Raw genomic sequence first — 13,800 nt, 5'->3', positions numbered from 1 at the left:
CCCGAGGCGCTTCGGGCGAACATCCCGGCCTCTCCGACGATGTCGACCATCGCGGGCGACGCGCCGGTGGCGAGGAGGACATTCGCCGTGAAGCCGGTGACGACCGCATTCGTGATGCAGTGCGTGAGCGGCGGGGCATGCCGCACGCGGGCGAGCAGCTCGGCGGCGACCGCCGGGATACGGGTGGATGGGCAGAGGCGATCGCTCATGGGCGACATCCCTTCGCTAGTACGAACTAGATCAGGTTCGACGGGTGTGTTCTCAGCCGCGGATGCGGCACCCCGTGTCACTGCCGGAGAGTCTAGCGAGGCGATCGGCCGGCGCCGCTCATCCCGCCCCGTGTCAGGAAGACGTCAGCCGGTCGATGAGCGCGAGTTCGTCGTCGCGACGGAGCCCCGCGCGCCGCTCGCGCTCGAGTCCGCGGGCGCGCTCATCATCGAGCACGGCGCGGATCGTCGTCTCCAGCGGGCGGAACGAGCCGCCTGCCGCGCGGTACGCGCTGTTGTCGCGGCGCATGAACCCGGGCATGTCGGCGGGCAGCCAGAGCGGCAGCGACCGCTCCCCCATCCAGTACTGCACGCCGTGCGCCTCGAGCCACTCGTCGCTCGCCTCGAGCAGCTCCCCGGTGTGGCCGGCGGCGGCGCGGATGCCGCTGAGCAGCTCGACGAGGGGATGCACGTCTCCGATCGCGTTGACGATGCCGTGGCGCAGCCCGGCGGTGAGGAAGGCGGCGAGGTCGTCGACGTCGATCACCTGAGCGGAGCGTCCGGCAAGCTCGGGCACGAGCACGGGTTCGACGCCCGCTCGCGCGAACGCGGTCGCCCAGTACCCGAAGCGATCGCTGGGATCGCCCGCGCCGACGATGAGTCCGGGCCGCACGATGAACGCCCGCTCGGCGAGCGTGATCACGGCGTCTTCAGCCGCGACCTTCTGTGCCGCGTAGTCGTACTCGTCACCGGGCTGGGCTGGGGCGTGCCTGGCGCCCGATTCGTCGAGCCGATCCGTGACGTCATCGGAGTACACCGACATCGACGACACGTACGTCCAGTGCTCGGCGCGGTCGCCCAGCGCGTCGACGGCCGCGGCGGCGTGGTCGGCGCGCGAGGAGATGTCGACGACCTCGTCCCACTTCCGGTCGCGCAGATCGTCGAACACGTGCGGGTCGTCGCGATCGCCGGCGAGCGGGGTCGTGCCCTCGGGTGCCGGTCGCGCGCCGCGTGCCAGACAGGTCACGTCGGCGCCGGCATCCCGCCACCGTCGCGCGATCCGCCCCGAGAGCCACCCTGTTCCGCCGAGCACGAGCACCTGAGTCATGCGGCCATGACAGCACTGTCATCCGATGAGAGGAAGCGATTCCGCTCAGAGCAGACGACCGGACGCCGGGCAGACGAGAACGGAGCAGCCCTCCTGAGCCGATCGGCTCAGGAGGGCTGCGGCAGGGAGATCAGTCGCGGATGCTCGCGCCGAACCGCTCGGCCGCGACGGCGACACCGGCGAGCTTCGCCTCGGTCGCCTCAGCCGCGGTGAGGGTGCGGTCGGATGCCCGGAACCGCAGCGCGAAGCTGAGGCTCTTCCGCCCCTCGGTCAGCCCCTCACCGCGGTAGTCGTCGACGAGACGTGCGGACTCGAGCAGATCGCCGGCGCCCTCGACGAGCGCGGCGCGGACCTCGGCGGCCGGAACCTCGACGCCGACCACGAGAGAGACGTCCTGCGTCGCGGCGGGGAACGTCGACAGCGACTCGGCCACGACGCGGTGACCGGCGAGAGTCAGCGCCCGGTCGAGATCGAGCTCGAGCACATACGCACGCCCGGGCAGATCAGCGTCGGCCGACACCTGCGGATGCAGCTCGCCGACGTACCCGACCTGCTCGCCATTCACGCTCAGCGCGCCGGCGCGACCCGGGTGCAGTGCTGCACGCTCGGTCTGGGCGACCTCGATCTCGACGCCCGCGGCGACCGCGATCACGCGGACCGCGTCGAGTGCATCGGACAGATCGACGTGCTCGGCGGCGCGACCCGGCTGCCGAGAGGTGATGTTCCCCGTCAGCACCGCCGAGACGAGGCGCGGCTGCGGCGGGATCGACGCGTTGAGCTCGGCGAGCGTGTCGTCGGACGGGCGCTGTCCCAGCGGCGGGATGACCTCGGTGCCGTAGGTGACGCGCTCTTCGGGCGCGAACACCGAGCCGACCTCGAACAGCGCCAGGTCGACTAGTCCGCGCGAGATGTTGCGGTGCGCGGTCCGCAGCAGACCGGGCACCAGCGAGCGGCGCAGGAACGGCGCCTGACCGTCGAGTGCGTTGGCGAGGCGGATGCTTGGAAGGTGCGCTCCGGTGGCCGAGCCGTGCAGGTCGTTGTGCTCTTCGGTCGTGAACGGGAACGAGGGGGTCTCGACGAAACCTGCCGCGGCGAGGGCGTCCGCCACCCGTTTGCGGCCCTGCTGCAGCGCCGTGTACCCGCGGCCGGACGGCGGGGTCGGCAGGATCGACGGGATGCGGTCCAGCCCGTGGATCCGCGCGATCTCCTCGACGAGCGTCCACTTGTCGGTCAAGTCGCGTCGCCAGCTCGGTGGGATGACGAACCATCCGCCGTCGGCCTCCGCGACCTCGGCGCCGACCATCTCGAGCGCGCCGACGATCTCCTCATCGGTGTAGTCGACGCCGATGACGCCCTGCGCGAAGCCGCGGGGCAGGTCGATGCCCGCGATCTCGACCTCGGTGTAGAGGGCGCCGCCCTCGTCGGTCAGCCTTCCGCCGGCGAGCTCGACCATCAAGTCGGCCACGCGGCGGGCGGCCACGAACGGGATCAGCGGGTCGACGCCGCGCTCGAAGCGCTTCGACGCCTCGCTGGGCAGCTTGTGCCGTCGAGCCGTGCGGGCGATGGTGACCGGGTCGAAGGTGGCCGCCTCGATCAGCACGTTGCGGGTCGCATCGCTCATCTCGGTCGTGCCGCCGCCCATCACGCCGGCCAGGCCGATCGGCCCCGATCCGTCGGTGATCAGCAGATCCTCGACGTGCAGAGCGCGGTCCTGGCCGTCGAGCGTGGTCATCCGCTCGCCGTCGGTCGCACGACGCACGACGATGCCGCCCTGCAGCTTGTCGAGGTCGTACCCGTGGATCGGGTTGCCGAGTTCGAGCATCACGTAGTTGGTGATGTCGATGAGGATGCCCAGTGTGCGCATGCCGGCCAGCGCCAGCCGCGCGATCATCCACGGCGGAGTGGGGCGCGACGGGTCGACATCGCGAACGACACGCGCGACGAACTCCGCAGCTCCCACCGCTCCGCGAATGGGCGCCGCGTCGTCCACGCGGATCTCGAACCCGGATCCGGGCTGCAGCTCTGCGAAGTCGCGATCGGCCGGATCGCGAAACTCTCCGCCGGTGGCGTGCGAGTACTCGCGGGCGAGGCCACGCAGCGAGAACGCGTAACCGCGGTCGGGCGTGACGTTCACGTCGACGGCGAAGTCGTCGAGGTGCAGCAGGGCGATGGCATCCGCCCCGACCTCCGGGTCGAGACCGAGCGTCGAGAGCACGATGATGCCGTCGTGCTCGTCACCGAGACCCAGCTCGCGGGCCGACGCGATCATGCCGTCGGAGACGTGACCGTAGGTCTTGCGCGCCGAGATCGGGAAGGGCCCGGGCAGCACGGCGCCGGGCAGGCTCACCACGACCTTGTCGCCGACGACGAAGTTGTGCGCACCGCAGACGATGCCGCGCGGCTCGGCCTCGCCGACATCGACCTGGCACCAGTTGATCGTCTTGCCGTTCTTCTGCGGCTCGGGCTCGACCGAGAGCACCTGCCCCACGACGACGGGGCCGGAGATCTCGAAGCGGTGGATGTCCTCCTCTTCGAAGCCGACCGACACGAACGAGGCCAGCACGTCCTCAGCCGTGGCATCCGGTGCCACATCGACGTACTCGCGCAGCCACGAGATCGGAACGCGCATCACACCACCATCCCGAACTGCTCGCTGAAGCGCACATCGCCCTCTGCCATGTCGCGCATGTCCTTCACATCGCTGCGGAACATCAGGGCCCGCTCGACGCCGATGCCGAACGCGAACCCGCTGTACACCTCGGGGTCGATCCCGGCCGCACGCAGCACGTTGGGGTTGACCATGCCGCAGCCGCCCCATTCGATCCAGCGCGCGCCGCCGGTGAAGGTCGGGTGCCACAGGTCGAACTCCGCGGAGGGCTCGGTGAACGGAAAGTAGTTGGTGCGCAGACGCGTCTTCGCCTCGGCGCCGAACAGCTGCTTCGCCAGGTGGTCGAGCGTGCCCTTCAGGTGCGCCATCGTGATGCCCTTGTCGACGACGAGACCCTCCACCTGGGTGAACACCGGCAGGTGGGTCGCGTCGAACTCGTCGGTGCGGTAGACCCGGCCGGGGCACAGCACGTAGATGGGGACCTCGCGGTCGAGCATCGAGCGCACCTGCACAGGGCTGGTGTGCGTGCGCATCACGAGGTGGCGCGAGGTCGGGTCGACGTAGAAGGTGTCCTGCTCCTGGCGGGCGGGGTGATCCTCGTCGAAGTTCAGCGCGTCGAAGTTGAACCACTCGTGCTCGAGCTCGGGTCCCTCTGCGACCTCCCACCCCATGCCGACGAAGATGTCGCTGATCTGCTCCTGCATGAGCGGCAGCGGGTGTCGCGCGCCGACGCGGGAGCGCGACGCGATGGCGGTGATGTCGACGCGCTCGGCCTCGAGGCGAGCAGCGGTCTCGGCCTCGGCGAGCTCGGTCTCCTTGGCGGCGAGAGCCTGGGTCACGCGGCCGCGGCCCTGCCCGATCAGCTTGCCGAACGCGGCCTTGTGCTCGGGTGCGACCTGACGCATCGACGCGTTCAGGACGGCCAGCGGCGAGCCCTCGGCGACGTGGTCGTGGCGGGCCTGCTTCAGCGCGGCGGTGTCGGCGGAAGCGGCGATCGCGGCCAGCGCCGCCTCGACCGCGGCCTCGACCGCTTCGGGAGTGATTTCGGGAGACTCTGACACGAGAGAAGAGTCTACCGGCGCGCCGGTGGCCGACCCGTCCGCGGGGAACGAGGAAGTCGCCCCCGATCGGGGACGCCTTCCTCGAAGATGCCGCTGTCAGATCTGCGTCGAATCGAAGCGCCCTGCGCCCTTCTGCATGGCGATGACCTCGGTCACCGTCGACTCGCCGTGGGTGCGGGGGTCGCCACCGGCATCCGGGGTGTAGCCCTTCAGCTTCGGCGAGTGCCGGGTCTTGACCTCGACCCACTTCGCCACGCCGGCGAGGATCAGGCAGAGCAGGATGTAGATGCCGCCGATGACGAACGCCGACTGCAGGATGGGCCGGCCCTGCTGCGAGCTGAGCAGCTTCGCGTAGTACAGCAGCTCGGGGTAGGTGATGATGAAGCCGAGCGCGGTGTCCTTGAGGGTGACGACCAGCTGCGCGACGATCACCGGGAGCATGGCCCGCACCGCCTGCGGCAGCAGGATGAGGCGCATGACGCCGCTCTTGCGCAGGCCGATCGCGTAGCCGGCCTCCTTCTGCCCCTTGGGCAGCGACTCGATGCCGGCGCGCAGCGCCTCGGCCAGCACGGAGCCGTTGTAGACCATGAGGCCGATGACGACCGCCCAGTACGGGTCCATGTCGACGCCGAGGACGGGCAGGCCGTAGTACAGCAGCATCATGAACACGAGCACCGGCACGGCGCGGAACAGTTCGATGATCACACCCACCGGGATGCGCACCCAGGCGTGGTCGGAGAGGCGGCCGATGGCGAGCACGAAGCCGAGGATGAGACTCAGCACGGCGGCGAGCGCGAAGGCGCCGAGCGTCTTGCCCAGGGCTCCGAAGATGCCCTTCCAGACGTTGGCGAAGGTGAAGACGTACCACTTCTGCGGCTCGAACTGGCCGGTCGTGTACATCCGGAAGACGACGAAGCCGATCGCAGCCAGCACGACGAGGATGGTGATGACGGCGAGGATGCGGTTGCGAACGATCGCCCGGGGGCCGGGGACGTCGTAGAGCACTGAGGTCATCGTGCGATCCTCCACTTGTTCTCGAGGTGGCGCTGCACCGCGCTCATCGCGAGCACGAGCACCACGAACACGACGGCGACCCAGAGCAGGACCTCCATCGGGTTGCCCGGACGCCCCGGCGCGTCGTTGATGGTGGCGCGCAGCGCCGCGAGCTCGGCGATCGAGAAGCCGGCGGCGACGGTGGTGTTCTTGAGCAGCGCGATGAAGACGCTCATCATGGGCGGGACCACCGAGCGGAACGCCTGCGGAAGCACGATCAGCGTCATGACCTGGCCGAACGGGAGCCCGATCGCGCGTGCGGCCTCGGCTTGGCCGACCGGCACGGTGTTGATACCGGCCCGAAGCACCTCGGCGACATAGGTGGCGGTGTAGATGCCGATGGCCAGGATGCCGAGCACGGTGTTCGACAGGTCGGGGAGCCCGAGCTGCGGGTAGCCGAACACGAAGAAGAAGAAGACCAGCGTGAGCGGGGTGTTGCGGACGATGTTCACGTACGCCGTGCCCACGCCGCGGGCGATCGGCACCGGCGAGACGCGCATCGCGCCGACGATGATGCCGAGCACGAGGGCGATCAGCCCGCCGACGAAGAACACCAGCAGCGTGTTCGCGATCGCCCCACCCCAGAGGTCGAGGTTTCCGAAGATGACGTCCACGCCGTCTTCCCTTCTCAGGATGTGTGCGGGGCGGCCCTGCGTTCAGGGCCGCCCCGAAGGTGATCAGTACGCGTCGACCTCAGGCTGCTCGACCTTGATCCCCGAGTCGCCGAGGTTCTTGTCGAAGATGGCCTGCCAGATGTCGTTGTTGTCGGTGAACAGGTCGTTGATGTGCTTGCGCAGCACGTCATCGCCCTTGGCGAGGCCGACGCCGTAGCGCTCCTCGGTGAACAGTCCGCCGGTGACCTTGACCTCGTCCGGGTACTGGGCGGCGTAGCCGATCAGGATCGCCTGGTCGGTGGTCACCGCGTCGACCTTGCCGTCGATCAGGTCCTGCACGCAGGCGGAGTACAGGTCGTACTCCTGCGTCTTGATCTCGGGGAAGTTCGCCTTGATGTTCTGGATCGGGGTGGAGCCGGTCGCCGAGCAGACGGTCTTGCCGTTGAAGTCCTCGAGCTTGTCGGCTTCCGGTGCGTCCTTCGCGACGAGCAGGCCCTGGCCGGTGATGAAGTAGGGACCGGCGAAGTCGATCTGCTCCTTGCGCTTGTCGTTGATCGAATAGGTGCCGACGTAGTAGTCGATGTCGCCGTTCACGATCGCCTGCTCGCGGTTCGCGGACGCGATCGGCTTGAACTCGATCTTCTCCTCGCCGTAGCCGAGGGAGGCCGCGATCCAGCGCGCGATGTCGACGTCGAAGCCGGTGCGCTCACCGGTCGTCGCGTCGAGGTAGCCGAGACCGGGCTGGTCCTCCTTGACGCCGATGGTGACCTTGCCGGCCTTCTCGATCTTGTCGAACGTGGGGCTGCCGTCGAGCTTGACGTCCTTCGCGACCTCGAACAGCGGCTTGTCGCCGCCGTCACCGGCGTCGGTGCCGCCCGGGTTGCTGGGGCTGCCGCTGTTGCAGCCGGTGAGGGCCAGCAGCGCCGCCGTGGCGATTCCGATCCCTGCGAGAGCTCGTGTGCGTCGCATGTGCGTCTCCTTCTGTGCTGTGGTTGCGTGTCGATGCGGGTCAGTGGGTGAGGAGTTTCGAGAGGAAGTCCTTGGCGCGGTTGCTCTTCGGGTTCGTGAAGAACTCCTCGGGCGCCGCCTCTTCGACGATCTGCCCGTCTGCCATGAAGACCACCCGGTTGGCGGCCTTGCGGGCGAAGCCCATCTCGTGCGTGACCACGATCATGGTCATGCCGTCCTTGGCGAGGCCCACCATGACGTCGAGGACCTCGTTGATCATCTCGGGGTCGAGGGCGCTGGTCGGCTCGTCGAAGAGCATCACCTTCGGGTGCATGGCGAGGGCGCGCGCGATCGCGACGCGCTGCTGCTGGCCGCCGGAGAGCTGAGCGGGAAGCTTGGATGCCTGCTGCGCGACCCCGACGCGCTCGAGCAGCGCCATGGCCTCCTTCTCGGCCTCGGCCTTGCTCTTGCCGAGCACCTTGATCGGGCCCAGGGTGACGTTCTCGAGAATGGTGAGGTGCGCGAAGAGGTTGAACGACTGGAAGACCATGCCGACCTCGGCACGCAGCTTCGCGAGGCCCTTGCCCTCGGCGGGTAGCGTCTTGCCGTCGATCCGGATCTCGCCGCTCGTGATCGTCTCGAGACGGTTGATCGTGCGGCACAGAGTGGATTTGCCCGACCCGGACGGACCGATGACCACGACCACCTCGCCCCGGTCGACCGTCAGATCGACGTCCTTGAGGGCGTGGAAATCGCCGTAGTGCTTCTGGACGTTCTCGACAACCACGAGGGCGTCATTGCGCTCTGCCATGAGCTACAGACTAGGCCAGAGCAGGGTCGCGCCGCGGCCGCCCCACGCGGGTTTACCGATTCGTGATCGGTGCGGGTCCCGGTCGGATGCCGGCGGCGGCCGCTCAGTCGGTCGCGCGCTGCGCGAACGCCGACTCGTAGAGGCAGACGCTCGCGGCAGTGGCGAGGTTGAGGGATTCGGCGCGGCCGAAGATCGGCAGGCGCAGCGCTCGGTCGGCCTGCGACAGCGCATCGTCGTCGAGCCCGCGCGCCTCGTTGCCGAACAGCCAGGCGGTGGGCTGCGCGAGCAGGCCGGCTGCGCGAGCGGCGAGCAGGTCGTCGCCCTTCACGTCTGCGGCCACGACGTTCATCCCCGCGGCTTGCGCCCGGCGGATCACATCGTCGAGGTCTCCTCCGACCGAGACCGGCAGATGGAACAGGGAGCCGGTCGTCGAGCGCACCACCTTCGGGTTGTACGGGTCGACGGTGCGGCCGGTGAGCACCACGGCATCCGCCCCCGCGGCATCCGCGGCGCGGATGATGGTGCCGAGGTTGCCCGGGTCGCGCACCTCCTCGCAGATCGCGATGAGCTTCGGCCCGGCGGCGAAGATATCCTTGGCCGAGGTCGGGGTCTGGCGTGTGACCGCGACGAGACCCTGCGGGGTCACGGTGTCGGCCATGGCGGCTAGCACCGCCTCGGCGACGTACTCGACCTCGACGTCGTGCTCGTCGGCGAGAGCGCGCACGTCGGCGTGCTTCTCCCACGCGGTGGGGGTCGCGAACAGCTCCACGATCGCATCGGGCAGATACTGCAGCGCTTCGCGCACCGACTGCGGCCCCTCGAGCAGGAACATCCCCGTCTCGACCCTGGCGCTGCGCTTGGTCAGCTTGGCGACAGCACGGACGCGGGGAGAGCGGGGGTTCTCGAGCACGGGCCCAGTCTATCGGGGCCGGAAATGCCGAAACGGGCGCCTCCCCAGGGAGACGCCCGTTCAGATCACTCGGATCAGGCAGCGGCCTTCGGCGCGTTGACGTCAGAGGGCAGAGCCTTCTTGGCGACCTCGACGAGGGCGGTGAACGCACCGGCGTCGGTCACGGCCAGGTCCGCCAGCATGCGGCGGTCGACCTGCACGCCCGCGAGGCCGAGCCCCTGGATGAAGCGGTTGTACGTGATGCCGTTCTGGCGGGCAGCGGCGTTGATGCGCTGGATCCACAGACGACGGAAGTCGCCCTTGCGCTTGCGACGGTCGCGGTACGCGTAGACGAGCGAGTGGGTGACCTGCTCCTTGGCCTTGCGGTACAGGCGCGAACGCTGGCCACGGTAACCGGACGCGCGCTCGAGGATGACGCGACGCTTCTTGTGCGCGTTGACTGCGCGCTTGACTCTTGCCATTTTCGTGTGTTCCTATTCCTACGTTCAGTCCGGCGATCAGCCGCGACCGAGAAGCTTGTTCGCGACCTTGGTGTCGGCCTTGGAGAGGACCTGGTCCTGGTTGAGGCGACGGGTGCGCCGGCTCGACTTGTGCTCGAGGTTGTGGCGCATGCCGGCCTGCTGCTTCTTCAGCTTTCCGCTGCCGGTGATCTTGAAGCGCTTCTTCGCACCCGAGTGGGTCTTCTGCTTCGGCATCTTCTCTTCCTTCGTGTGGCGCCCTGGCGGGCGACGGTGGGTACCCGCTCGGAAGCGGGAGCATGGGGGCGGCTTACGCCGCAGGCTCGTCGGACGGGTCGGAGTCCGTGCCGCTCTTTGCCTCGCGCGCGGCCTGCTTGTTCGCGGTGCGGACCGCGTTCTGCTCTGCCTTCGCCTCGGACTTGTTCTTCAGCGGAGCCACGACCATGACCATGTTGCGGCCGTCGATCGTGGGGTTCGACTCGACGGTGCCGAACTCGGCGACGTCCTCGGCGAACTTGCGCAGCAGACGCACACCCTGCTCGGGACGCGACTGCTCGCGACCGCGGAAGAGGATCATGGCCTTGACCTTGTCACCGGCCTTGAGGAAGCCCTCGGCGCGCTTGAGCTTCGTCGTGTAGTCGTGCGCCTCGATCTTCAGACGGAAGCGGACTTCCTTGAGGATCGTGTTCGCCTGGTTGCGACGCGCTTCCTTTTCCTTCTGCGCGGCCTCGTACTTGAACTTGCCGTAGTCCATGATCTTGACGACGGGCGGCTTCGAGTTCGGGGCGACCTCGACGAGGTCGAGATCGGCTTCCTGTGCGAGACGCAGCGCTGCCTCGATGCGGACAACGCCGATCTGCTCACCCGCGGGGCCGACGAGGCGGACCTCGGGGACGCGGATGCGCTCATTGGTACGGGGATCGCTGATGCGGAGCTCCTAAGACGTGGATTCTCGGCCACCGGGATGCGGGTCGCATCTCGGGCGAAATCGGAGTTCTCCCCACCCGCCGACGTGATCAGACACACCGGCTTGTGACACCCTTTCCACCGGAACCGGCGGGGTGCTGAACCCGGTAGCCTGGAACGGCAAGCGCGGGTGGGATAAGAATCCTCTTTCGTATCGGAGCATGACACTCCGAAGCCCGCAGAAGTCTACCAGAAAGCATCCCGAAGTGACGATTCCTGCCGAGCACCACGATGACCGCCACGATCGCTGGGAGCAGCAGGAGCAGGCCGCGGCCTCTGCGACACGCGACATCGCCGATGTGCCCGCCGTCGAGGTGATCACCACGACGGCGGTGCACCTGATGAGCGCCGCGGCCGTGAAGGTGGGTCTGGCCGATTCCCCCGAGCAGCAGACCGACCTCGACGAGGCGCGCAAGCTGATCAACGCCCTCGCCGGCCTCATCACGGCGGGAGCACCCGAGATCAGCGACATGCACGCCCGCTCGCTGCGCGACGGCCTGCGCTCGCTTCAGCTGGCCTTCCGCGAGGCGTCGGTGATCCCCGACCCGATCGGCAAGGGTCCCGGCGAGAAGTGGACCGGTCCGGTCAACTGACCAGCACGATCGGGTCGGCGGTCGACGGACCGCCGCAGCGCTCCGTCGAATGAGTCCAGTCGACTCGGTGCTCGGTTTCCTGCAGCAGCGCGCCGGTGGCATCCGTCACGCGGATGATGACGTCGCCTGGCGTCTCGATCCCGTTGAACGAGAACGCCCACATCCCGCCGTCCTCGCTCGCACCGATGACGAGATCGACGGATTCGCCTTCACCCGGAGCCGCAGAGCACACGGCATCCGCACAGAGCTGCACCCAGGTCGCGTCCGGGATCGCGGTGGCATCCACCTGAAGCCCGGTGACGTAGCCGATCGCCGGGCACGCGTCGAGGATCGGCGGCACGCACGCGGTCGTGACGATGCCGGTCAGCATCAGCCCGGTGACCGCGATCAGTCTGCGCATGCCCCGACCATACCCGGAGCGCGCGACGCGACGCGGGCGCGGATGCGGGCGGGCCGCGTCAGCCGGCTGAGCGGGTCAGCTTCACGGTCAGCGAGTCCACCAGCACGGCCATCCGGTCGTCGGCCGCCCAGCGCTGCGCGAGCCGCGCCAGCACGGCATCCAGCGTCTCGCGCTCGAGGCCGTCGATGAGCTCGAGGGTGACGATGAGCTCGGGGCCGCGCATCCGGGCATCCGGATCGCCGGCGGTGACCGACACGTCGACCACCGCCAGCTCGTGCGCGATGCTCTCGCGCAGCGCGGTGAAGACCTCGGGCGAGAGGTGGCTGGGCTCCCAGCGCTGCGCCTGAGCAATCGCCCAGACCGCGGGACGGCGGACGACGAACTCGGTGTCGGATGCCGGGTCGAGCACGATCAGATCCGTCTGCTCGCTCGACGCCGACAGCGCCACCCGGATCGCCTCGACGGGGATCGGCCGGGCGGTCGGGTCCCACCGGCGCATCGTGTCGACAGACGAGAACACCGGCTGCACGCGACGGCCGTCGGGGGCGGCGACGGTGACGATCGAGAGCTCCTGCGTCTTGTCGACCCTCAGTCCGGTCACCTCTGAAATGGGTTCCTGAGCCTGCCGAAGGGCACCCTTCTCGGCGACGAGAGGCACGAGCACGCGCGCGTCGCGGAAGGCGTCGACGACCTCGACCTGCGAGCCCTCCCCGCTGCGGAAGCGCAGCAGCGCGGCGAGCAGCGCGGGATCGGCCGAGCCGTCATCGGCGGCGTGGGGGTTCGCCTGGAAGCTGCGCCCCTCCCACGGCACGCCTGCCGAGTCGCCCGTGTTCCCGTGCCCGTGGTCGCAGGCGTCGTCAGTCGCCGGCGACATCCAGCGCCTCGGCGAGGGTGAACTGTCCGGCGTAGAGCGCCTTGCCGACGATGGCGCCCTCGACGCCCAGCGGCACGAGCTCGCGCAGCGCCGCGATGTCGTCGAGACTCGCGACGCCTCCGGACGCGATCACGGGCTTCGGCGTGCGCGAGGTGATCTCGCGCAGCAGGTCGAGGTTCGGACCGCGCAGTGTGCCGTCCTTGGTGACGTCGGTGACGACGTAGCGGCTGCAGCCGGCCTCTTCGAGACGCTCGAGCACCTCCCAGATGTCGCCGCCTTCCTTCGTCCAGCCGCGGGCGGCGAGCGTCGTGCCGCGCACGTCGAGACCGACGGCGATCGCCTCGCCGTAGCGGCTGATGACGTCGGCCGACCACTCCGGGTTCTCGAGGGCGGCGGTGCCGAGGTTGATGCGCGTCGCGCCCGCCTCCAGAGCGGCGTCGAGGCTCGCGTCGTCGCGGATGCCGCCCGAGAGCTCGATGTTCACGCCCCGATACTGCTTGATGACCCTGCGCAGGATCGCGGTGTTGCTGCCGCGCCCGAAGGCCGCGTCGAGGTCGACGAGGTGGATCCACTGGGCGCCGGCGTCGACGAACTCACCTGCCGCGTCGACGGGGTCGCCGTAGTTCGTCTCGGTGCCCGCCTCGCCCTGCGTCAGGCGCACCGCCTTGCCGCCGGCCACATCGACCGCGGGCAGCAGGATCAGCGAGGGGGACTGTGCGAAGTCGTTCATGTCGTCCTTCGAAAGGGTGGAGGCGGCCCGAGCGGGCACGAGAGATCAGAGTAGCCGTGCACGGAGGCCGTCTCAAATGACGTGACGCCGGGCCACGGGCCACCGGGGATCTCGCAGGCCCCCGACGGTACGATCGGATGCGCACGAGCGGGGCATCCTCGCCCGTGCGCCATCGACACGGAGGGACGTGAGGCATGACCGACGCGTACAACGGCAGCGGCGCAGGTCCGCTGCGCCGGCGGACGGGCGCGACGCGCCGGTCATCGGCCGAGTCGGAGGCGCTGGTCTCGGACGTGCCCCTGACGCCGTCCGACGGGCCCGTTGACGCGCCCCGGTATCACCGCGCGTCCAGCGGTCCGGCGCCGGCTCCCTCGGCGGCCCCTGCAGCACCTGCAGCAGCGGCAGTTCCGGCAGCATCGGCAGCACCGGCAGCTCCGTCAGTCCCGGCACCGGCATCCGC

At 69.1% G+C, this 13,800-nt stretch carries 16 protein-coding genes and 1 riboswitch; of the genes, 1 reads left to right on the top strand and 15 read right to left on the bottom strand.

The window, feature by feature from the left end; all coding sequences use genetic code 11:
* The 12 genes from RT309_RS09130 to infC all read right to left on the bottom strand — a co-directional run.
* Nucleotides 1-209: hydroxyethylthiazole kinase (locus RT309_RS09130; protein ID WP_313356558.1), on the bottom strand; the 209-nt coding region annotated here is incomplete at its 3' end.
* Nucleotides 201-294, bottom strand: a riboswitch (TPP riboswitch). It overlaps the preceding gene by 9 nt.
* 48 nt (nucleotides 295-342) lie before the next feature.
* Nucleotides 343-1,314, bottom strand: coding sequence for an NAD-dependent epimerase/dehydratase family protein (locus RT309_RS09125; protein ID WP_313356557.1), 972 nt, complete (start codon nucleotides 1,312-1,314; stop codon nucleotides 343-345).
* 130 nt (nucleotides 1,315-1,444) lie between these two features.
* The gene (gene pheT / locus RT309_RS09120; RefSeq protein WP_313356556.1) at nucleotides 1,445-3,943 is read right to left on the bottom strand and encodes a phenylalanine--tRNA ligase subunit beta; all 2,499 of its coding nucleotides are present in this window, start codon (nucleotides 3,941-3,943) and stop codon (nucleotides 1,445-1,447) included.
* A complete protein-coding gene (gene pheS, locus RT309_RS09115; RefSeq protein WP_313356555.1) occupies nucleotides 3,943-4,983 on the bottom strand; it encodes a phenylalanine--tRNA ligase subunit alpha in 1,041 nt (346 codons plus the stop codon). Before pheS ends, pheT begins: the two co-directional genes overlap by 1 nt.
* Before the next feature lie 96 nt (nucleotides 4,984-5,079).
* Nucleotides 5,080-5,997 carry an amino acid ABC transporter permease gene (locus RT309_RS09110; RefSeq protein ID WP_313356554.1) on the bottom strand — a complete coding sequence of 306 codons (918 nt, stop codon included), beginning with the start codon at nucleotides 5,995-5,997 and terminating at the stop codon, nucleotides 5,080-5,082.
* Complete coding sequence (locus RT309_RS09105) at nucleotides 5,994-6,650, bottom strand: amino acid ABC transporter permease (RefSeq protein WP_313356553.1); 657 nt, start codon at nucleotides 6,648-6,650, stop codon at nucleotides 5,994-5,996. Before RT309_RS09105 ends, RT309_RS09110 begins: the two co-directional genes overlap by 4 nt.
* 63 nt (nucleotides 6,651-6,713) lie before the next feature.
* The gene (locus RT309_RS09100; RefSeq protein WP_313356552.1) at nucleotides 6,714-7,619 is read right to left on the bottom strand and encodes a glutamate ABC transporter substrate-binding protein; all 906 of its coding nucleotides are present in this window, start codon (nucleotides 7,617-7,619) and stop codon (nucleotides 6,714-6,716) included.
* A gap of 40 nt (nucleotides 7,620-7,659) precedes the next feature.
* Entirely contained in the window at nucleotides 7,660-8,409 is a 750-nt protein-coding gene (locus RT309_RS09095) for an amino acid ABC transporter ATP-binding protein (protein WP_313356551.1), read from the bottom strand.
* 103 nt (nucleotides 8,410-8,512) lie between these two features.
* Entirely contained in the window at nucleotides 8,513-9,319 is an 807-nt protein-coding gene (locus RT309_RS09090) for an RNA methyltransferase (RefSeq protein WP_313356550.1), read from the bottom strand.
* A 74-nt stretch (nucleotides 9,320-9,393) separates the two neighbouring features.
* Nucleotides 9,394-9,780: a 50S ribosomal protein L20 gene (rplT, locus tag RT309_RS09085; protein ID WP_313356549.1), complete on the bottom strand. Its 387-nt coding sequence runs from the start codon at nucleotides 9,778-9,780 to the stop codon at nucleotides 9,394-9,396.
* Nucleotides 9,781-9,816: 36 nt separating this feature from the next.
* The gene (gene rpmI / locus RT309_RS09080) at nucleotides 9,817-10,014 is read right to left on the bottom strand and encodes a 50S ribosomal protein L35 (RefSeq protein WP_087133207.1); all 198 of its coding nucleotides are present in this window, start codon (nucleotides 10,012-10,014) and stop codon (nucleotides 9,817-9,819) included.
* 73 nt (nucleotides 10,015-10,087) lie between these two features.
* Nucleotides 10,088-10,705, bottom strand: a complete 618-nt coding sequence (infC, locus tag RT309_RS09075; protein WP_313356559.1) for a translation initiation factor IF-3 — start codon at nucleotides 10,703-10,705, stop codon at nucleotides 10,088-10,090.
* Between the two features lie 250 nt (nucleotides 10,706-10,955).
* Here infC and RT309_RS09070 point away from each other — a divergent pair, with 250 nt between their 5' ends.
* The gene (locus RT309_RS09070) at nucleotides 10,956-11,336 is read left to right on the top strand and encodes a DUF1844 domain-containing protein (RefSeq protein WP_396654441.1); all 381 of its coding nucleotides are present in this window, start codon (nucleotides 10,956-10,958) and stop codon (nucleotides 11,334-11,336) included.
* Here the strand turns inward: RT309_RS09070 and RT309_RS09065 are convergent.
* Genes RT309_RS09065 through priA form a run of 3 tightly spaced genes read right to left on the bottom strand, consistent with a single transcriptional unit; the run spans nucleotide 11,329 to nucleotide 13,340 of the window.
* Entirely contained in the window at nucleotides 11,329-11,736 is a 408-nt protein-coding gene (locus RT309_RS09065) for a hypothetical protein (RefSeq protein ID WP_313356547.1), read from the bottom strand. The genes RT309_RS09070 and RT309_RS09065 overlap by 8 nt on opposite strands.
* A 58-nt stretch (nucleotides 11,737-11,794) precedes the next feature.
* A complete protein-coding gene (locus tag RT309_RS09060; protein WP_313356546.1) occupies nucleotides 11,795-12,610 on the bottom strand; it encodes an SseB family protein in 816 nt (271 codons plus the stop codon).
* Complete coding sequence (gene priA / locus RT309_RS09055; RefSeq protein ID WP_313356545.1) at nucleotides 12,594-13,340, bottom strand: bifunctional 1-(5-phosphoribosyl)-5-((5-phosphoribosylamino)methylideneamino)imidazole-4-carboxamide isomerase/phosphoribosylanthranilate isomerase PriA; 747 nt, start codon at nucleotides 13,338-13,340, stop codon at nucleotides 12,594-12,596. The genes RT309_RS09060 and priA overlap by 17 nt, the downstream gene beginning before the upstream one ends.
* Nucleotides 13,341-13,800 lie beyond the last annotated feature (460 nt).

It is taken from the genome of Microbacterium sp. (assembly GCF_032084865.1).
Taxonomy (GTDB): Bacteria; Actinomycetota; Actinomycetes; order Actinomycetales; family Microbacteriaceae; genus Microbacterium.
The sequence above is the reverse complement of the archived record's forward strand: the minus strand, read 5'-3'. Positions and strand labels throughout refer to the sequence as shown.